Source organism: Cupriavidus sp. GW822-FHT03E04, from assembly GCF_058801495.1.
Genome location: NZ_JBXANI010000007.1, coordinates 16,515 through 34,981, shown reverse-complemented (window position 1 = coordinate 34,981; position 18,467 = coordinate 16,515). Strand labels below are relative to the sequence as shown.

The following is an 18,467-nucleotide window of genomic DNA, read 5'->3' as shown; positions in this document are numbered from 1 at the left end:
AAAAGCGGGCGCGCCGTTAAAGGGTTTGGGCTAGCAAGGATTCCAGTGGCGCTCGCGCCGGGCCGGAATCCCTGCTTGATCGTGCTAGCCAGGTCAGGCCACATCGCTCGCTGCGCGATGCGGCGTTCCCCAAATGCGTTACTTGGTAGGCCTCACCACTTGCCTCTTCAAACGGCTACCGCCCCAGCCAGTCCGAGCCGCGGCCGCAAGCATTCGCGCCTGCCGCGCTTGCTGCCGGCCCTCCTTGCCGCCATCCTCTGCGCGCAGTCGCAGCACACCGCTGCAGACACGGCCCCCCCGCGTTCCGAGGCGGTGGCGCGGGTGGTGTTCAGCCTGCTTGGCTATGCGCGCTGGCCAACCGAGCGGGAAGTCCTGCGCCTGTGCGTGGACGGCTCGGCCCGCTACGGCGCCAAGCTTGCGGAGGGCGGCGTCCTGGCAACCGGCCGCTCCGTGCAATCCAGGCGCATCGACCTGCAGGATGGCGTGTCCACCGCGGGCTGCGATTCCGTCTACCTCGGGCCCATGACGGATGCCCGGCGCAAGAAGCTGTCGACGGAGCTGATCGGGCGCCCGGTCCTTGTCATCACGGAAGAAGACTACGAGTGCGAGATCGGCAGCATGTTCTGCCTCAACGTGGTCGATGGCCACGTCTCGTTCCGCGTCAACCTGGATGCCGTTGCCCGCAGCGGCATCCATATCCATCCGGCCGTATTGCAGCTTGGCCGCCGCCGGGGGCCATCGCCATGAAGCTGCCATTGCGGCCCGACGCGACGAGATCGCGTCCGACGCTGTACAACGCGCTGCGCCGTATTCATCTCAGCGTGGCGTTGATCGCCGTGTGCACGGCGGGCATCTCGCTGACCGCGCTCGGGCTGGCCGCGCTGCGCGTCTATGCCGACCACAACCTGCGCCTGGTTGCCCGCTCCGTGGCGTACACGCTGGAAGCGCCGGTGGTGTTCCGCGACCAGGCGGCCGCCAACGAGGCGCTGGTGGCAATCGCCGCGACGGAGGTGGCCCAGGCCCGCGTCTATGACAAGGACAACCGCCTGCTGGCCGAGTGGCAGCGCCCGGCCGACGAGCGGTTTCCCGGCCTGCAGCGCCTGGCCAGCCGCGTGATGGCGCTGGGCCCGGTGGAGCAGGAGATCCTGCATGAAACGCAGGCGGTGGGCACCGTCCGCCTGACCGCCTACACCGGCAACCTCTTGCGCTTTGTGCTCAGCGGGCTGCTGGGGCTGCTGGCTTGCCTGCTGCTTACCGCGGTCAGCGCGCACTACATGTCGAGCCGCATGCTGGTCCATATCATCGAGCCGGTGCGCAACCTCATGCGCGTGGCCCATGCCGTGCGCTCGGAGCGCGCTTTCGACCAGCGCACGCCGCCGGCGCATATTGCCGAGCTCAACGCGCTCGGGGAGGATTTCAACGGCCTGCTCGACGAACTGGAGACCTGGCAGAGCCAGCTCCAGCACGAGAACAGGTCGCTGGCGCACCGCGCCAGCCACGACAGCCTGACCGGCCTGCTCAATCGGGCGGCGTTCGAGGATGCGCTGCATCGGGCCGTGCGCTTTGCCGGCACCTCCAAGGCTTACGCCGGCGTGCTCTACCTGGACAGCGACGCGTTCAAGAAGATCAACGACAACTTTGGCCATGCCGCCGGGGACGAGGTGTTGTCCGACATTGCCCGGCGCATCCGCTCCTGCGTGCGCGAGGGCGACCTGGTGGCCAGGCTCGGCGGCGATGAATTCGCAGTACTGCTCACCTCGCTGCGCAAGCCTGCCGATCTCATCCAGGTCGCGGAGCATATCCTGCTTCGCATGAAGGACCCTGTGCAACTGTCGAGCGGCACCAGGATCGAAGCGTCGCTTAGCATCGGGTTGTCCGTGTTTCCGCTTCATGCGCAGACCGCCGCCACCTTGATGCAGACCGCGGACGAGGCCATGTACGAGGCCAAGCGCAGGTCGGGAGGTGGTTGGGAGAGCGCGCAGCCGCGGCTGGGGCGGCCCGAATTCGCCTTCGGGCCCGAGCGCCAGGACAACGAGAAAAATGATGGGGACATGGATCGTGCTATCTAACTTGCGAATCACTGGCAGCCGGGGCCTGGCTGCCGCCGCGGTGGCCATCACCGTTGCCCTGGCCGCCTGCCAGACGGCGCCCGCTTCCAAGCTCGCCCCTGCGCAAGTCCAGGCGTTGCAGTCGCAGGGGTTCACGCTCACCGAGAACGGCTGGGAGCTCGGCTTGTCCGAGAAGGTGCTTTTCGGCCTGAACGAGGATGTGATCAGCACAGACCGGCAAGAGGCCGTGCAGCGTATCGGCCTGGCGCTGTCAGGCGCGGGCATCGATCTGGTGCGGCTGGACGGGCACACTGACGATTCCGGCTCGGCTGACTATAACCAGCAGCTATCGGTCCGGCGCGCGGAGGCGGTGGCGAAGGTGCTCGCCACGTCGGGATTCCAGCCCGAGAACATCCAGGTGCGCGGACTGGGCAAGAGCAAGCCGGTGGCGGACAACCGCACCGCTGCCGGGCGCTCGGAGAACCGGCGCGTGGCCATCGTGATCACGATCGAGTAGTTGCCGGTGACCTCCACAAAGCGGCAAGCTCAAGCACGGGCTCCAGGATGACGGCGCGATCCCGGCTCCCGGCCGGGTCCGCACCGTTGCCAGCGCGGACCCTCAACACCGCCAAGGCTAGCGGACGCCCTGCGCCAGCTTCTCCTGCGCCCAGTTGACTGCCTCGCGCGCGGGCGCAATCCCGCTCTTCTCCACGCGCTGGGCCAGTGCGAACACGCGCTCGCGGATATGCGCCACTTCGGCCAGCACCGCGGCTTCCTCCGCGCCGCCGAGATACTCGCGGGCACAACTGATGATGCCGCCCGCGTTGATCAGGAAATCCGGCGCGTAGAAGATGCCGCGGCGTTGCAGCGTGTCGCCCTCGTCCAGCGACGCGAGCTGGTTATTGGCGCCGCCCGCGACGATCTTGAACTGGCAGCCCTCGGCCACCGCCGGGGTGATCACCGCGCCGAGCGCGCAGGGCGCGAACACATCGGCGGCCACGCTGGTGATGGCCGTGGTGGAAACCACCTGCGCGCCGAATTGCTCGCGCGCCTGCTCGGCCTTGGCGCCGTGGATATCGGCCACGATCAGCCGCGCGCCGGCCGCATGCAGCTGGCGGCACAGGTCCCAGCCCACCGAGCCAAGGCCCTGCACGGCAACGGACACGCCTTGCAGGCTGTTATGGTCCAGCACGTAGCGCACGGCGGCCTCGATGCCGACGAACACGCCATAAGCGGTCTTGGGCGACGGGTTGCCACCGAAGGTGCCCTCGCGCGGCATGCCGCTGATGTAGCGGGTCTGCGTGCGGGCGGCGATCATGTCTTCCACCGTGGTGCCGACGTCTTCGGCGGTGATGTAGCGGCCACCCAGCGATTCGACCATGCGGCCGAAGGCGCGGAACAGCTTGGTGCGATCGGTTTGTGCCGGGGTACGCAGGATCACGGCTTTGCCGCCGCCGAAGGGCAGGTCGGCCAGTGCGTTCTTGTAGGCCATGCCTTGCGACAGGCGCAGGGCGTCGGTCAGGGCGTCGCTCTCGGCGGGATAGGCCCAGTAGCGGCAGCCGCCAAACGCGGGGCCAAGGCTGGTGCTGTAGATGGCGATGATGGCCTGCAGGCCGGACTCGGGATCGGTGGCGAGCGTGACGCGCTCGTGGGATGGGCCTTCGCCAGTGCCGAACAGGCGGCCGGCGGCCTCTGCGTTGATGCGTTCAGTCAAAGCGTCTTCTCCATGAAGATTGGGAGCGCAAAGGGATACCTTCGCTTTCCGGGTGCACCGCATTGGGTTGCAAGGCAGTGCAGTTGCAACGGCAGCCGTCGAGGGCTGCCGTTTCGATAAGGCCGGACTGCCATTGTGTGGCTGCCCGGCCTCGGGTAAACGCTTGGTGCCGCGTCGTGGCGCGGAACCGGTGCTGGATCTTACCGGCAAATCGCGGGGAGATGAAGGGCGCGCGCGGTGTGTGCGGTGTATGAGCGGTACCGGCACATCTATACTTGGAGCAAGGTAATCCTCAACCCGAGCGAAGCGTGAGAGGGCGCCTGTGCGGTGGCCTGCGCCCTTCGCGTGCCAGGAGGGCACCATGTTCCAGCATCTGCTGCTGCCCGTCGACGGCTCACCCCTGTCCGAAGCCGCTTTCAGCAAGGCCCTGGTGTTCGCCCGCGAGGCGCGAGCCCGGGTCACGGTGATCCGGGTGATCCCGGACTTCCATGTCTACACCTACCAGGTGGAATTGCTGGCCGACACCCGTACGCGGTTCGTGCAGGAAGCCACCCGCAGTTCGGCGGACTACCTGAAAACCCTGGCCGCCGAAGCCGAGGCGGCGGACGTGTCTTGCGAGACCCTTTGCGTCATACATGACCACCCCTATGAGGCCATCATCCAGGCCGCGCAGGAAAAGGAGTGCGACCTGATCGTGATGGCCTCGCACGGGCGGCGCGGTTTGCAGGGCGTGCTGATCGGCAGCGAGACCAACAAGGTGCTGACGCATAGCAATATCCCTGTGCTGGTGTATCGCTAGCGGCTCACCGCAAGTGGCTTGCGTTGTGCGGCGCCAGCCACCTGCGGCGAGGCGGCGCCCGGGCAAGACATGCATGGGCTACCAGCATGCGCTACCAGCATGCGCTTCTAGCCCGCGGCAGTCGCCGCCTTGTCCGGGCGCGTCCATTCCAGCACCACCTTGCCGCTGTTGCCCGACAGCATGGCCGCAAAGCCGGCCTCGAAGTCGCTCACGCTGAAGCGATGCGTGATCATCGGCGTCAGGTCCAGCCCGCTTTGCAGCATGGCAACCATCTTGTACCAGGTCTCGAACATCTCGCGGCCGTAGATGCCCTTGATCTCCAGCCCCTTGAAAATCACCTGGTTCCAGTCTATCGCCATCTTCGATGGCGGAATGCCGAGCATGGCAATCTTGCCGCCGTGGTTCATGTGCTCGAGCATGGTCGCAAAGGCGGTTGGCACACCGGACATTTCCATGCCCACGTCGAAGCCTTCCGTCATGTGCAACTCGGCAGCCACGTCTTTCAGGTTCTCGTGCTGCACGTTGACGGCGCGCGTGGCGCCCATCTTGCGCGCCAGCGCGAGCCGGTATTCGTTGACGTCGGTGATCACCACATTGCGCGCGCCTACGTGCCGAGCGATGGCGGCAGCCATGATGCCGATGGGGCCGGCGCCGGTGATCAGCACGTCCTCGCCCACCAGGTTGAAAGACAGCGCGGTGTGCGTCGCGTTGCCAAAGGGGTCGAAGATGGCGGCGATCTCGTCCGGGATATCGTCGGGAATGCGGAACGCGTTGAAGGCCGGAATCACCAGGTACTCGGCAAAGGCGCCGGCGCGGTTCACGCCCACGCCTACCGAGTTGCGGCACAGGTGGCGGCGCCCGGCGCGGCAGTTGCGGCAGAAGCCGCAGGTGATATGCCCCTCGCCGGAAACGCGGTCGCCAATGGCCAGCCCGCGCACTTCCTGCCCGATGGCGACGATCTCGCCCACATACTCGTGCCCCACCTGCATCGGCACGGGGATGGTGTTCTGCGCCCACTCGTCCCATTTCCAGATATGGATGTCGGTGCCGCAGATGGCCGTCTGGCGGATGCGGATCATCACATCGTTGTGGCCGACTTCCGGCTCGGGGACGTCGGTCAGCGTCAGGCCGGGCGCGCGTTCGAGTTTGGCGAGGGCTTTCATGAGGGAGCCTCCTGCTTGCTGCGTGGATGAAGCGCTTGGGTGATGCTTTAGTGTCGCTCAGGCGATGGCGCCGAACTTGCGGCCTACCTTGGCAAACGCGGCCACGGCCCGCTCGATCTGCTCGGCCGTATGCGCTGCGCTCATCTGCGTGCGGATCCGTGCCCGGCCCTTGGGCACCACCGGGAAGGAGAAGCCCACCACGTACACATGCTCCGCCAGCAACGCATCCGCCATGCCGGATGCCAGCGCGGCATCGCCCAGCATCACCGGGATGATGGGATGCTGGCCCGGCACCAGCGTAAAGCCCAGCGCCGTCATCTCGCGGCGGAAATGCTCGCCGTTCTCCCGCACGCGCGCGCGCAATGCCGCGCCTTCTTCGCTGGCCAGCAGCTCCAGCACTTTCAGCGTGGCGGCGCAGATGCTCGGCGCCAGCGAGTTGGAAAAAAGATAAGGCCGCGAGCGCTGCCGCAGCAACTCCACGATTTCCCGGTGCGCCGCCACATAGCCACCGGAGGCGCCGCCCAGCGCCTTGCCCAGCGTGCCGGTGATGATATCCACGCGGCCCTCCACGCCACACAGCTCCGGCGTGCCACGCCCGTGCTCGCCCACGAAGCCCACCGCGTGCGAATCGTCGACCATCACCAGCGCCCCGTAGCGGTCCGCCAGGTCGCAGATGGATTTGAGGTCCGCGATGATGCCGTCCATCGAGAACACGCCGTCGGTGGCGATCAGCTTGAAGCGCGCGCCGGCGGCATCCGCCTCCTGCAGCCGGGTCTCCAGGTCGGCCATGTCGTTGTTGCGGTAGCGGTAGCGCCTGGCCTTGCACAGGCGCACGCCGTCGATGATGCTGGCGTGGTTGAGCTCGTCGCTGATGACGGCGTCCTGGTCGTCGAGCAAGGTCTCGAACAGGCCGCCGTTGGCGTCGAAGCAACTGGAGTAGAGGATGCTGTCGCCGGTGTGGAGGAACTTGGCGAGTACGGCTTCGAGGGTCTTGTGCACGGACTGGGTGCCGCAAATGAAGCGGACCGAGGCCATGCCGAAACCGTCTTGCTCCAGGCCGCGCCGGGCGGCTTCGATCAGGCGGTGGTCATCTGCCAGGCCCAGGTAGTTGTTGGCGCAGAAGTTCAGTACGTGCTCGCCGCCCGCCAGCCGGATATCGGCAGCCTGCGGGCTGGCGATGACGCGCTCGGATTTATGGAAGCCGTCGGCGCGAATGGTGCTCAAGGTGTCGCGAAGGTGGGAGAGATAGCGGTCGCGCATGGGAGGTCCCCGGCTAGGTTGTTGGGCGGCGTGGCTTGCGCCAGCCTCCATGGTATGGCGAAAGCCGGGAAAATACCGCTTTTGCCGTGCGCGTGTTTTGTGCTGCGCTGCGCAAGCGGTGGCTGGCGCAGCGCGACCGATGCTGCTATGCGGCAGCTGCCGCGCCGGTCCCTGGATCGGATCGAAAACGCAATGAAATCAAGCCTTTGTCTCTTTGCCTTAGGGTTGGCAACTCCTATCCTTAAGTGAGGCTGCGCATGTCGCCGCGATCGGCGCGCATGCCGGCTACCGGCTTGCTGGCGGAGGCGGCCATGAACGAAGACGTACGGATTGCTCCTATCGAGCGAATCATCTATTCGCGCCGGCACGGATCCACCGGCAACCTTGTTCGCCACAACGCGCGGCGCCGCCGCCTGATCCAGGCCGCCGCGGCTACCGCGCTTGCCGCGGGGCTCGGCCCCTTGGTGCTGCCACGTCGGGCACAGGCAGCCAAGCACACCTTGAAGATCCTCCAGTGGAACCACTTCGTGCCGGGCTATGACAAGTGGTTCGACAACACCTACGTGAAGGAATGGGGCCAGCGCAACGATACCGAGGTCATCGTCGATCACGTGGGGATCCCCGCGCTGGCCACGCGGGCCGCCGCCGAGGTATCCGCCCAGAAGGGGCACGACCTGTTCATGTTCCTGTCGCCTGCGCCAGTGTACGAGGAGCAGGTCATCGACCACCGCGAGATTTACGAGGAATGCCAGCGCAAGCATGGCAAGCCGGTCGAACTGGCGATCAAGAGTACGTATAACCCGAAGACGAAGAAGTACTTCGGCTTCTCCGACAGCTTCGTGCCGGACCCGATCAATTTCCGCAGGGACCTGTGGGACGAGATCGGCATGGCACCGCCGGACAGCTGGGACGACGTGCTGAGCGCGGGCCGCAAGATCAAGCGCAAACGCAACGTGCCGGTGGGCATTGGCTTGTCGGCTGAACTCGATACCGCGATGGCGATGCGCACCATCCTCTTCGCATTCGGCGGCTCGGTCCAGGATGAGCGCCATACCGTCGTGCTGAATTCGAAGAACACACTGGAGGCGGTCAAGTTCGTCAAGGCCCTGTACCAGGAAACCATGACGCCGGAGGTGCTGGCGTGGGATCCGTCCTCCAACAACCGCGCCATGCTGGCGGGCAAGATCTCGCTTTGCCTGAACGCTATTTCCATCACGCGCGAAGGCGAGAACAAGAACATTCCAGTCACGCCCGATATCTGGCTGACCCAGGCCCTGCGTGGCCCGGTGCGCCGCATCGGCATGGAGCACGTGATGGACTGCTACGTGATCTGGAAATTCGCCGAGAACATAGCGGGTGCCAAGAAGTTCCTGCTGGACTATATCGACAACTTCCACCAGGCCTTTCTCGGCAGCGAGTTCTACAACTTCCCCTGCTTCCCGAGCACGGTCCCGGACCTGCAGAAGCTGATCGCCGATGATCCCAAGGCCCGCCCGCGCGACAAGTACAAGGTGCTGGGCAGCCTGATGAACCAGGCCACCAACGTCGGCTACCCCGGCTATGCCAATGCGGCCATCGACGAGATCTTCAATACCTGGGTGCTCAACACCATGTTCGCCAAGGCCGCCACCGGCGATGAAACGCCGGAGAATGCCATCCGCGCCGCGCAAGCCACGTGCAAGCGGATCTTCGCCAAGTGGCGGGAAAAAGGACTCGTATGAGCCGCCCCCGCCGGACCGCAGGCATCGGGATGGGCGTGGGCCGATAAGTCATGGCCACGGTGGAAACCCGCTCACTCACCAAGCGCTTCGACGGCACCAATGCGGTCGACGGCATCGACCTGGCCGTGCACGAAGCTGAGTTCCTGGTGCTGCTGGGCCCGTCCGGCTCGGGCAAGACCACCTTGCTGCGCCTGATTGCCGGGCTGGAAGCACCCACCTTCGGCGATATCCTGGTGGGCGGCCGTGTCGTCACCGGGCTGCCACCGCGCGCGCACAACATGGCCATGGTGTTCCAGAGCTACGCGCTCTATCCACACTTGAGCGTGGCCGGCAACATCGCCTTCCCGCTGGAGGCGCAGCACATGCCGCGCGAGGCGATCGCGAGCAAGGTGAGCTGGGCCGCGGCGCTGTTTGGCATCGGCCACCTGCTGGCGCGCAAGCCGCGCCAGCTCTCCGGCGGCGAGCGCCAGCGGGTGGCGCTGGCGCGCGCCGTGGTGCGCGATCCGGTGGCCTTCCTGCTGGACGAGCCGCTCTCCAATCTCGACGCCAAGCTCAGGACCTCCGCGCGCGAGGAATTGCAGCAGCTTCAGCGGCGCCTGGCGACCACCACGATCTACGTCACGCACGACCAGGTCGAGGCGCTGGCGCTCGGTGACCGGGTCGCCATTCTCGACCACGGCCGCGTGCACCAGCTCGGCACCCCGCAGCAAGTGTACGAGCAGCCGGCAGATACCTTCGTGGCCACCTTCATCGGCTCGCCGCCGATGAACCTGGTCCAGACGGAGGCGATGGTGACGGGCTTCCGGCCGGAGCACTTCCTGCCGCGCGGGGTCTACGGCGGCGATGAAGTGCTGGAACCCTTCTCCTTCCATATCACCCGCATCGAGAATCTCGGGTCCGACCGGCTGGTGTATGGCCTGCTGGAGCCACCGCTGCCGCCGGCCAAGGTTATCTCGCGGATTCCCTGCACCGTCACCTTCCCGCTGGAGACAGGCGTGCGCTACCCGTTCGCGGTGCGGCGTGCCGACCTGAGGCGCTTTGATCCGCGTTCCGGCGCCAGCCTCGGTGCGCCGTCGTCCGTGGCGCCGTCCGTGAGGCCGGCATGAGCACCCGGGCTCCCGTCGCGCTAGCGCCACAGGCCGGTGCCTGGCATGCGTTGGAGGGCGAGCGCTGGCTCGGCGCCTTGATGCTGGCGCCGGCACTCATCTATATCGCGTTGCTGCTCGGCTTTCCCTTCCTGCTGTCGATCTACTACAGCCTGTCCGACATCACCGTGGGCAGCCGCGCCATGCATTTCGTTGGCCTGGAGAATTTCCGGCGCATTGTGCAGAACCCCACCTTCTGGCGCTCGCTTGGCAATGCGCTGGTGTTCACGCTGGTGTCGCAGGCGCTGGTGGTGGTCCTGGCCAAGATCCTGGCGCTGTCGCTGTTGCGTGATTTTCGCGGCAAATGGCTGGTGCGGCTGCTGATCCTGCTGCCGTGGGTGGCGCCGATCTCGCTGGGTTCGATCGGCTGGCTGTGGATATTCGATCCGGTCTACAGCATCATCAACTGGACGCTGCGCGCGCTCGGCCTGTTCGGCCCGCATACCTGGCCGATCTGGCTGGGCCAGCCGGACCTGGCCATGGCGTCGGTGATCCTGGTGGATGTCTGGCGCCTGCTGCCGCTGGCCACGGTCATTATCCTGGCCGGCCTGCACGGCATCCCGCAGGATATCCACGACGCCGCCGCCATGGACGGCGCCGGCTTCTGGCGCCACCTGTTGCGCATCAATATCCCGCTGGTGATGCCGATCATGCTGGTGGCGTTGTTGTTCGGCATCGTGTTTACGCTCACCGACATGATCATCATCTTCGTGCTGACCCGTGGCGGGCCTTACGACACCACGCAGGTGCTGGCCAGCCTGGCATTTTTCACCGGCATCCAGGGCGGCGACCTGGCCGAGGGCGCGGCGATTTCGCTGTTCCTGTTCCCGCTGCTGGTAGCGGTGGTGGCCCTGCTGCTGACCATCGCCAACCGCGCGGAGGTAGCCTGACATGCATGCCGATGCCAGTCACTGGAAGCGCCGAGGCGCGCGCTGGGGCGCACGCTTCGGCCATGTCGCCATCCTTGCCGTCTTCGCGGGGTTCTGCGCCTTTCCCTTCTACTGGATGCTGATCACCACCTTCAAGGATGTCCATGACCTGATCAACACAGCCAACAACCCCTTCCTGTTCAACCAGCCGCCCACCCTGGACAACCTGCGCGTGCTGTTCCTGGAGACACGGTACCTGCGCTGGATCGCCAATACGCTGCTGGTGGGGGCGATGGTGGTGGCCATCACCCTGCTGCTGGCGGTGCCCGCCGGCTACAGCCTGGCCCGGCTGGCAGGCAGCCGCGGGCGGCAGCTGGCGATCGCCATCTTCCTGACCTACCTGATCCCGCCCACAATCCTGTTCATCCCCTTCTCCCGCATCATCGGCGCGCTTGGCCTGCAGGATTCGCTGTGGTCGCTGGTGCTGGTGTACCCGAGTTTCACGGTGCCGTTCTGCACCTGGCTGATGATGGGCTTCTTCAAGGCGGTGCCGCGCGATATCGAAGAGGCGGCGATGATGGACGGGCTGAGCCGCTTCGGCGCCTTCCTGAAGGTGGTGGTGCCGCTGTCGTCGGCCGGCATCCTGACCGTAGTCATATTCACGCTGACGCTGGTGATGCAGGAATTCGTCTATGCCCTCACCTTTATCACCAGTTCGTCGCAGTACACCGTCAGCGTTGGCGTGCCGACCTTCCTGGTGCGCGGGGATGTCTATTTCTGGGGCTCCCTGATGGGTGCATGCCTGGTCGTCAGCGTGCCGGTAGCAGTGCTCTACAACCTGTTCGTCGACCGCTTTGTCGCGGGTTTTACCGTGGGTGCGGTGAAGTGATCGGGTTTGGCGGTGGCCGGATCCGTGCCGACAGCGAAGCGATCCGGGCAGCGTCGAGCGCGGATCGTCGGCCAGCGCAGATGCCATCAGAGCTAGCCGCCGGCCAACGGGGCGGCCCGGCAATGCGTGCTACGGCAGCGCTGCCGCGCCTTGCGTGCGCACCGTCGCCTGCTCCGCGCGCGGCTGTTCCTTGTCCCGCGTCGCTGCGGCGCCAAAATTGCACAGGTAGCTCATCACCATGTCTGGCACATGCTGCAGCCTCGACGCCACGCGATCCGGGGCGGCGAGGTCCACGCCAAGCACGAACGACAGCGTGTAGCGGTTCGAGATGAAGTAAGACCCCAGGCCCGAGATCGAAACATATAGATCCACCCAGTCTGCATCCGGCCTGAACACGCCTTGTTCCTTCCCGCGCTCCAGAATCTCCGCCAGCGCGCTCTTCAGCGGATTGAACATGGCAGGAATCACCTTGGACTTGCGGATGTGCGCTGCCTTGTGCAGGTTCTCCGTGCCCAGCAGCAGGATGAATTCCGGTTGCTCGATGAAATGCTGGATGGTGTGCATCACCAGCGCACGCATATCGTCGACGGGGCTCTTTCCCGTCAGGCCGAGTTCGTTCTGCCGCTCGCGCATGGCAGCGTAGGCGCGCTCCATGACTTCGATGAACAGCGCTTCCTTGCTGTCGAAGTAGTGGTAGACCAGGTTCTTGCTGATCTTGCTGCGGGCCACGATGCTGTCCACGCGGGCGCCGTCAAAGCCCTTGGCGGCGAATTCCTTCGACGCCATCTGGAGGATCTTCTCGCGCGTGGCCTGGGCGTCGCGCGGCTTTGGCTTGCGCACGGTCTTGGCGGTCACTGGCATACGAATGTTCCTCGATAAATTTGTCATGGCGGGCGGCACCGTGCCAGTGCACCCGCTAACCAGATGGTTAGTGTACACCCCCTGAAGCGCACTGCAAGAAGGCTGCCAGCCAAGCGCTGGCGCCATTCTGGTGCTCCGTGAAAACCCGGTTGACAAGCAAAATCCCGTCTTCTATTGTACTGACTAGTTAGTTAGCAGATTGGTTGGTGCGCGTTCCGGGGCAACGGAATGCGCGGCACGCGCAAGTCGCCCGTGCCTCACATCCTTGGAGTTGACATGGTTCATGCGGGAAGCAATGCGGGCGTCCGGGTCGGGTGCGATATCGGGGGCACGTTCACGGATATCGTCCTGGCAATGCCGGACGGGCGGCTGTTCGTCAACAAGACATCGACCACGCCGCACGACCTGGGCGAGGCCATCGTCACTGGCCTGAAGTCGCTGATCGGGCAGGCCGGGATTGCCCCGGGCGACATCACGGAAATTGTCCACGGCACGACCACGGCGTCCAACACCATCTTGCAGAAGGTGGGCGCACGCACCGGCGTGCTGACCACGGCGGGCTTTCGCGACGTGCTGGAGATTGGCCGCATCCGCACCCCCACCATGTTCGACCTGGGCTGGCAGAAGCCGCAGCCGCTGGCGGCGCGTCGCTATCGCCGCGGGCTGAACGAGCGCATCGACGCGCGCGGCAACATCATCGTGCCGCTCGACGTGGACGAGGTACTGACCGTGGCGCGCGGGCTGGTGGAAGAGGGCGTGGAAGCGCTGGCCATCTGCTTTATCAACAGCTATATCAACCCGCTGCATGAGCTGGAGGCGAAGGCGCAACTGGAGCGGGAGTTTCCCCGCCTGCTGGTGACCGCATCATGCGATGTGCTGCCGGAAATCAAGGAGTACGAGCGCACCAGCACCACGGTGGTCAATGCCTACATCCTGCCTGCCATGCGCACCTACCTGCGGCGCCTGAAGGATGACCTGGCCCGCATGGGGGTGTCGGCGTCGCTGCAGGTGATGGCGTCCAACGGCGGCATGATGGGCGTGGGCAGCGCGAGCGAGAAGCCGGTGTTTGCCGTGGCTTCCGGGCCGGCCGGCGGCGTGGCGGGCGCGGCGCAGATTGGCGCGCTGGGTGGCGGGCGCGACCTGATCGTGTTCGACATGGGCGGCACAACGGCCAAGGCGTCGATCATCACCGACGGCACGCCGTCGCTGACCACCGAGTACGAGTTCCGCGACGGCATCAGCGCCCCGAGCCGCTTTGTCAAAGGCGGGGGCTATGTGCTGAAGGTACCGGCCATCGATATCGCGGAGGTGGGCGCGGGCGGCGGCTCGCTGGCATGGATGGATGCCGGTGGCCTGCTGTGCGTGGGCCCTGAATCGGCCGGCGCCAACCCGGGGCCCGCGTGCTACGGGCGCGGCAACGATCGGCCTACGGTGACCGACGCCAACATGGTGCTTGGCTACCTGAATCCCGAATCGCTGGCGGGCGGCAGCCTCAAGGTGGACCCGGAGCAATCGCGCCGTGCCATTGACGCGCATATCGGCGCGCCGCTCAAGCTCGATACGCTGGCCGCCGCGCACGGCATCCGCCATGTGGCCAACGTGAGCATGGCGCGCGCGCTGCGTGCCGTGACGGTGGAGCGTGGGCGCGACCCGCGCGACATGACGATGATCGCCTTCGGCGGCGGGGGCCCGCTGCACGCGGTGGACGTGGCCATGCTGCTGGGCATCAAGCGGGTGATCGCACCGGTGATGGCGGGCGTGTTCTGCTCGGCCGGCATGCTGTGCGCGGATGCCGAGCATAACTTCGTCAAGGCCATCCTGCGGCCGCTGGCGGATTGCGATGGCGCCGGCATTGGCACGGTGATCGACGAATTGCGCCAGCAAGGCCTGGCCATCCTCGCGCTGGAAGGCTATCCGGAGGCCGCGGTCGAGATGGCGGTGGGCATCGACCTGCGCTACCTCGGCCAGAGCTCGGAGCTGACCATCCCGCTGCCCGGCGGTGAAACCGGCAAGGCGCCGGACGCTGCCGCGCTTGCGCAGCTTATCGAGGACTTCGGCGTCCAGTACCAGCAAACCTTCGGCTACCGCAACGACGAGCCGCTGGAGCTGGTCAACGTGCGCCTGAGCGCCTATGGCCGCAGCGACCAGCGGCTGGATTTCAACGCGATCCAGGTGGATGCCAGCGCGCTGCATGGTGTTGCCGGCACGCGCCAGGTGAGTTTCGGGCGCGACCAGGCGCCGCGCGAGACCTTGCTGATCCCGCGCTCGGCCATGACGGATGCGCCGCGCCAGGGCCCGCTCATCATTGAGTCGTACGACACCACCATCGTCGTGCCGCCGGGCGCCTCGGCGCGCGCGGACACGATCGGCAACATCATCATCGATATCGCCCAGGAGGCAGCATGAGCACGCAGTTCGACCCGGTGACCTTCGCGGTCGTCAAGAACGCGATGGACTCCATCGTCGACGAAGTGGCCTACACGGTCATTCGCACGGCGCGCTCGGAGATCGTCAAGGACGTGATGGACTACTCGGCCGCGATCTGCGACCGGCACGGCCGCATGGTGGCGCAGGCCAAGACCATCGCGCTGCACCTGGGGGCGATCCCCGAGGCCATGGAAGCCGTGCAGGCGCGCTATGGCAACGCGCTGAACCCGGGCGACGCGGTGATCGTCAACGATCCCTACCAGGGCGGCATGCACCTGCCGGACATCTTCATGTTCGTGCCGTTCTTCTACGGAGGCGAGCTGGAAGGCTATTGCGTGGTGATCTGCCACCACACCGACGTGGGCGGCCGCGTGCCGGGCTCCAACGCCAGCGACTCCACCGAGATCTACCAGGAAGGGCTGCGCATCCCGGTACTCAAGCTCTATGAGGCCGGCAAGGTCAACGACACGCTGGAACGCATCATCGCGCAGAACGTGCGCCTGCCCGAGCGCGTGCTGGGCGACCTGAAGGCGCAGTACGCCGCAACCCAGGTAGGCGTGCGCGAACTCACCGCGCTGTTCGACCGCTACGGCCGCGACGACACGCGCGCCTACCTGAACGAACTGCTGGACTATGCCGAACGCCTCACGCGCGAAGAGATCCGAAAATGGCCCAAAGGCACCTTCCGCTTCACCGACTACATCGACGACGACGGCTTGTCGCCGGAGCCGATCCCCATCCAGGTGGCACTGACGGTGCATGACGATTACGTCAGCGCGGACTACACGGGATCGTCGCCCCAGGTGCGCGCGGCCATCAACTCCACGCTGTCATACACAAAGTCCTGCACCTACCTGAGCGTGCGCTGCGCGTTGAAGGGCGATGTGCCGAACAATGCCGGCGTGTTCCGCTGTATCGAGGTGCGCGTGCCGGAAGGCTCCGTGCTCAATCCCCTGCCACCGAGCGCGGTGGCAGCGCGCGCGCTGACGGGCTACCGCGTGTTCGATGCGATGCTCGGCGCGCTGGCGCAAGTGGTGCCGGACCGTATTCCCGCAGCCGGCGAAGGCGGCAACACGGTGGTGTGCCTGTCCGGCATCAGCGATGAGAACAAGCCTTACATCATTGTGGACATGATCTGCGGCGCATGGGGCGCGCGCCCGGCCAGCGATGGCATCGAGGCCATCACCAATGCCTCGCAGAACCTGTCGAACACGCCGGTGGAAACGCTGGAGGCGCAGCACCCCGTGCGCGTGGAAGCCTACGAGCTGGTGGAGGATTCCTGCGGCGCGGGCGAGTTTCGCGGCGGTCTGGGCATTCGCCGCAGCTATCGCGTGCTGGCGCCCAACGCGCTGCTGCAATTGCGTGCTGACCGCATGAAGTTCTCGCCCTATGGCCTGGCCGGTGGCGGCCCCGCCAGTCCGGCGCGCAACCTGCTGCAGCAAGGCGATGCGGTCACGGACCTGCCGAGCAAGGTTGGCATGACGATCGCGCGCAACGATGTGGTGACGCATATCCAGCCCGGCGGCGGCGGCTTCGGCGATCCGCTGGCGCGTGACTTCGAGCGCATCCGGCAGGACGTATGGAACCACAAGCTCACCGCTGCCTATGTGCTCGAGCATTACAAGGTGGTGGTGAACCCCGCCACCGGCGAGATCGATGTGCCATCCACTGCGGCATTGCGCGCGAAGCTGCTGGCCAAGGCGGCGTAGTATTTCCGGACGGCTGGCAGCCGTCCGCTTACGCATACCCACAGACACCCCAAGAGGAAATCGAGATGCGTTTTTCTGTCATGAAACTGGCCTGGCGCGCCTGTGCCGCCGCGACAACGTGGATGCTGTTCGCCGGCGCGGCCTCAGCGCAGGCGCCCGCCCAGAAGCTGCTGGTGCGGATGGACTACTCGCCATGGGGCATGCATGCCGCCATGCACCTGGCCAAGCAGAAGGGCTGGTTCCAGGAGGCCGGGCTCGACGTGGAAGTGCAGGACGGCACCGGCACCATCAACACCCTGCAACTGCTCGCCGCGGGCCAGGCCGATGTGGGCCAGGTGCAGCTTGGCACCATGGCCGTGGCCAAGGAGAACGGGCTGGACCTGATGTCCATCGCCGGCTTCGCCCGCAAGGGCGACCTGGCGGTGATGGTCGATGAAAAGCTGGGCGTCAAATCCGTGCAGGACCTGCTCGGCAAGAAGCTGGTGTGCTTCACCACCAGTCCGTGGGCACCATTTATCGATCCCTACTTCAAGGCCAACAAGATCGCCAAGGGCAAGGCCACCATCGTGATGGTGTCGCCCGCGGCCATGATCTCCACCTACGCCTCGGGCAACAGCGACGGCTTCCTGTCGCAAGCGCCGTTCGGCCAGCCGATGGTGTCCAAGGTACGCCCCGCCAAGGCGCTGCTGTTGTCCGACAGCGGCATCAATTTCCCCAGCTACGGGCTGGTGGCCACGCCGCAGCGGCTGGCCGAGAAGGGCGCCGCGCTGAAGAAGTTTGCCCAGGTGCAGGTGCGCGCGTGGGAGTACATCTATGCGGGCCACGCCGATGAAGGCGTGGCCGCCATCCTGGCGCAGCGCCCCAACGCCAAGCTCGACCCGCAGATCCTGCTGGCGCAGATCCAGGCTTACCGTACGTTCTTCGACAGTCCCACGCAGAAGAGCCTGCCGATCGGCAAGCAGAGCGACGCCGACTGGGCGGCCGCCATCCAGTCGATGGAGCAGGCCGGCATGATCAAGCCCGGGCGCAAGCCGGCCGACTACTACACCAACGCCATGCTGGCGAACTAGGCCGGGAGACGCACATGTCGGCATTCCTGCAGATCGGGCAACTCAACAAGGTCTACCATTCCCAGCGCGAACCGCTGTACGCGTTGAAGGACGTCAGCCTCGATATCGAGCAAGGAGAATTCGTCAGCATCGTCGGCCCCAGCGGCTGCGGCAAAAGCACGCTGCTCAAGTGCGTGGCCGGGCTGGAACCCATCTCCAGCGGCCACCTGGCGCTGCAGGGCGACCCCATCGTGGGCCCGCCGGCCAACATGGGCGTGGTGTTCCAGCGCGACCTGCTGCTGGACTGGCGCACCATCCTGGACAACGTGCTGATTGCCGCCGAGTTCCACGACCTGGATCGCGCGGACTTCGAGGAGCGCGCGCGTTCCGTGCTCAACCTGTTCGGCCTTGGCGCGTTCGCGCACCGCTATCCGTGGGAGCTGTCCGGCGGCATGCGCCAGCGCGCCTCGATCTGCCGCGCGCTGCTGGTGGACCCGCAGTTGCTGCTGATGGACGAGCCCTTCGGCGCGCTCGATCCTTTCACGCGGGACGATCTCAACGAGGAGCTGCAGCGCACCTGGCTGGCCACCGGCAAGACCGTGCTGTTCATCACGCATTCGATCTCCGAAGCCGTGTACCTGAGCGACCGCGTGGTGGTGATGTCGCGCAACCCGGGCGGCATCGCGGCGGTGATTCCGATCGAGCTGGAACGGCCACGCGGGCTGGCGGTGCGGGAGACGGAGGCCTTTGCTGGCTACGTGTCGCAGATCCGCCAGATTTTCCGTGAGCTTGGTATCTACAGGGGATGATGTG

General features: G+C 65.9%; 16 protein-coding genes. 12 read left to right on the top strand and 4 right to left on the bottom strand.

The window, feature by feature from the left end; translation table 11 throughout:
* Positions 1-117 precede the first annotated feature (117 nt).
* The 3 genes from yfiR to yfiB are packed head-to-tail and all read left to right on the top strand — an operon-like array spanning position 118 to position 2,565.
* A complete protein-coding gene (gene yfiR / locus AC1RQC_RS11070) occupies positions 118-747 on the top strand; it encodes a regulatory sequestration protein YfiR (protein ID WP_492374406.1) in 630 nt (209 codons plus the stop codon).
* Positions 744-2,069 carry a diguanylate cyclase DgcN/YfiN gene (gene dgcN / locus AC1RQC_RS11065; protein WP_492883323.1) on the top strand — a complete coding sequence of 442 codons (1,326 nt, stop codon included), beginning with the start codon at positions 744-746 and terminating at the stop codon, positions 2,067-2,069. Before yfiR ends, dgcN begins: the two co-directional genes overlap by 4 nt.
* Positions 2,044-2,565: an outer membrane lipoprotein YfiB gene (gene yfiB, locus AC1RQC_RS11060; protein WP_492883512.1), complete on the top strand. Its 522-nt coding sequence runs from the start codon at positions 2,044-2,046 to the stop codon at positions 2,563-2,565. The genes dgcN and yfiB overlap by 26 nt, the downstream gene beginning before the upstream one ends.
* Positions 2,566-2,682: 117 nt before the next feature.
* On the opposite strand, the gene AC1RQC_RS11055 is transcribed toward yfiB, so the two are convergent.
* Positions 2,683-3,762 carry a Leu/Phe/Val dehydrogenase gene (locus AC1RQC_RS11055; RefSeq protein WP_492883321.1) on the bottom strand — a complete coding sequence of 360 codons (1,080 nt, stop codon included), beginning with the start codon at positions 3,760-3,762 and terminating at the stop codon, positions 2,683-2,685.
* A gap of 361 nt (positions 3,763-4,123) precedes the next feature.
* Here AC1RQC_RS11055 and AC1RQC_RS11050 point away from each other — a divergent pair, with 361 nt between their 5' ends.
* Positions 4,124-4,561 (top strand): universal stress protein, encoded by a 438-nt coding sequence (locus AC1RQC_RS11050; protein WP_492374409.1) that lies wholly within the window; start codon positions 4,124-4,126, stop codon positions 4,559-4,561.
* 107 nt (positions 4,562-4,668) lie between these two features.
* Here the strand turns inward: AC1RQC_RS11050 and tdh are convergent, their stop codons facing one another.
* Entirely contained in the window at positions 4,669-5,724 is a 1,056-nt protein-coding gene (tdh, locus tag AC1RQC_RS11045) for an L-threonine 3-dehydrogenase (protein WP_492374410.1), read from the bottom strand.
* Between the two features lie 57 nt (positions 5,725-5,781).
* Positions 5,782-6,984 (bottom strand): glycine C-acetyltransferase, encoded by a 1,203-nt coding sequence (locus AC1RQC_RS11040; protein WP_441640428.1) that lies wholly within the window; start codon positions 6,982-6,984, stop codon positions 5,782-5,784.
* Between the two features lie 311 nt (positions 6,985-7,295).
* Here AC1RQC_RS11040 and AC1RQC_RS11035 point away from each other — a divergent pair, with 311 nt between their 5' ends.
* The 4 genes from AC1RQC_RS11035 to AC1RQC_RS11020 are packed head-to-tail and all read left to right on the top strand — an operon-like array spanning position 7,296 to position 11,608.
* Positions 7,296-8,705 (top strand): ABC transporter substrate-binding protein, encoded by a 1,410-nt coding sequence (locus AC1RQC_RS11035; RefSeq protein ID WP_492883510.1) that lies wholly within the window; start codon positions 7,296-7,298, stop codon positions 8,703-8,705.
* Between the two features lie 50 nt (positions 8,706-8,755).
* A complete protein-coding gene (locus AC1RQC_RS11030; protein WP_492808140.1) occupies positions 8,756-9,811 on the top strand; it encodes an ABC transporter ATP-binding protein in 1,056 nt (351 codons plus the stop codon).
* Entirely contained in the window at positions 9,808-10,740 is a 933-nt protein-coding gene (locus tag AC1RQC_RS11025; protein ID WP_492883319.1) for a carbohydrate ABC transporter permease, read from the top strand. The genes AC1RQC_RS11030 and AC1RQC_RS11025 overlap by 4 nt, the downstream gene beginning before the upstream one ends.
* Before the next feature lies 1 nt (position 10,741).
* Positions 10,742-11,608: a carbohydrate ABC transporter permease gene (locus AC1RQC_RS11020; protein WP_492808136.1), complete on the top strand. Its 867-nt coding sequence runs from the start codon at positions 10,742-10,744 to the stop codon at positions 11,606-11,608.
* Between the two features lie 129 nt (positions 11,609-11,737).
* Here the strand turns inward: AC1RQC_RS11020 and AC1RQC_RS11015 are convergent, their stop codons facing one another.
* Positions 11,738-12,469: a TetR/AcrR family transcriptional regulator gene (locus AC1RQC_RS11015; RefSeq protein ID WP_492808134.1), complete on the bottom strand. Its 732-nt coding sequence runs from the start codon at positions 12,467-12,469 to the stop codon at positions 11,738-11,740.
* Between the two features lie 276 nt (positions 12,470-12,745).
* On the opposite strand from AC1RQC_RS11015, the gene AC1RQC_RS11010 reads away from it, so the two are divergent.
* The 4 genes from AC1RQC_RS11010 (at position 12,746) to AC1RQC_RS10995 (ending at position 18,463) form a co-directional block, all read left to right on the top strand.
* Positions 12,746-14,875 (top strand): hydantoinase/oxoprolinase family protein, encoded by a 2,130-nt coding sequence (locus AC1RQC_RS11010; protein ID WP_492883317.1) that lies wholly within the window; start codon positions 12,746-12,748, stop codon positions 14,873-14,875.
* The gene (locus AC1RQC_RS11005) at positions 14,872-16,605 is read left to right on the top strand and encodes a hydantoinase B/oxoprolinase family protein (protein WP_492883315.1); all 1,734 of its coding nucleotides are present in this window, start codon (positions 14,872-14,874) and stop codon (positions 16,603-16,605) included. Before AC1RQC_RS11010 ends, AC1RQC_RS11005 begins: the two co-directional genes overlap by 4 nt.
* A 65-nt stretch (positions 16,606-16,670) precedes the next feature.
* Positions 16,671-17,675, top strand: a complete 1,005-nt coding sequence (locus AC1RQC_RS11000; RefSeq protein WP_492826182.1) for an ABC transporter substrate-binding protein — start codon at positions 16,671-16,673, stop codon at positions 17,673-17,675.
* A gap of 14 nt (positions 17,676-17,689) precedes the next feature.
* Positions 17,690-18,463 carry an ABC transporter ATP-binding protein gene (locus AC1RQC_RS10995; RefSeq protein ID WP_174426758.1) on the top strand — a complete coding sequence of 258 codons (774 nt, stop codon included), beginning with the start codon at positions 17,690-17,692 and terminating at the stop codon, positions 18,461-18,463.
* Positions 18,464-18,467: the final 4 nt, after the last annotated feature.

Coding starts and splice junctions, on each gene's coding strand:
- yfiR (WP_492374406.1), top strand. CDS start 118: ATGCGGCGTTCCCCAAATGCGTTACTTGGTAGGCCTCACCACTTGCCT.
- AC1RQC_RS11040 (WP_441640428.1), bottom strand. CDS start 6,984: ATGCGCGACCGCTATCTCTCCCACCTTCGCGACACCTTGAGCACCATT.
- tdh (WP_492374410.1), bottom strand. CDS start 5,724: ATGAAAGCCCTCGCCAAACTCGAACGCGCGCCCGGCCTGACGCTGACC.
- dgcN (WP_492883323.1), top strand. CDS start 744: ATGAAGCTGCCATTGCGGCCCGACGCGACGAGATCGCGTCCGACGCTG.
- AC1RQC_RS11030 (WP_492808140.1), top strand. CDS start 8,756: ATGGCCACGGTGGAAACCCGCTCACTCACCAAGCGCTTCGACGGCACC.
- AC1RQC_RS11035 (WP_492883510.1), top strand. CDS start 7,296: ATGAACGAAGACGTACGGATTGCTCCTATCGAGCGAATCATCTATTCG.
- AC1RQC_RS11050 (WP_492374409.1), top strand. CDS start 4,124: ATGTTCCAGCATCTGCTGCTGCCCGTCGACGGCTCACCCCTGTCCGAA.
- AC1RQC_RS10995 (WP_174426758.1), top strand. CDS start 17,690: ATGTCGGCATTCCTGCAGATCGGGCAACTCAACAAGGTCTACCATTCC.
- AC1RQC_RS11025 (WP_492883319.1), top strand. CDS start 9,808: ATGAGCACCCGGGCTCCCGTCGCGCTAGCGCCACAGGCCGGTGCCTGG.
- AC1RQC_RS11020 (WP_492808136.1), top strand. CDS start 10,742: ATGCATGCCGATGCCAGTCACTGGAAGCGCCGAGGCGCGCGCTGGGGC.
- AC1RQC_RS11015 (WP_492808134.1), bottom strand. CDS start 12,469: ATGCCAGTGACCGCCAAGACCGTGCGCAAGCCAAAGCCGCGCGACGCC.
- AC1RQC_RS11000 (WP_492826182.1), top strand. CDS start 16,671: ATGCGTTTTTCTGTCATGAAACTGGCCTGGCGCGCCTGTGCCGCCGCG.
- AC1RQC_RS11010 (WP_492883317.1), top strand. CDS start 12,746: ATGGTTCATGCGGGAAGCAATGCGGGCGTCCGGGTCGGGTGCGATATC.
- yfiB (WP_492883512.1), top strand. CDS start 2,044: ATGGGGACATGGATCGTGCTATCTAACTTGCGAATCACTGGCAGCCGG.
- AC1RQC_RS11005 (WP_492883315.1), top strand. CDS start 14,872: ATGAGCACGCAGTTCGACCCGGTGACCTTCGCGGTCGTCAAGAACGCG.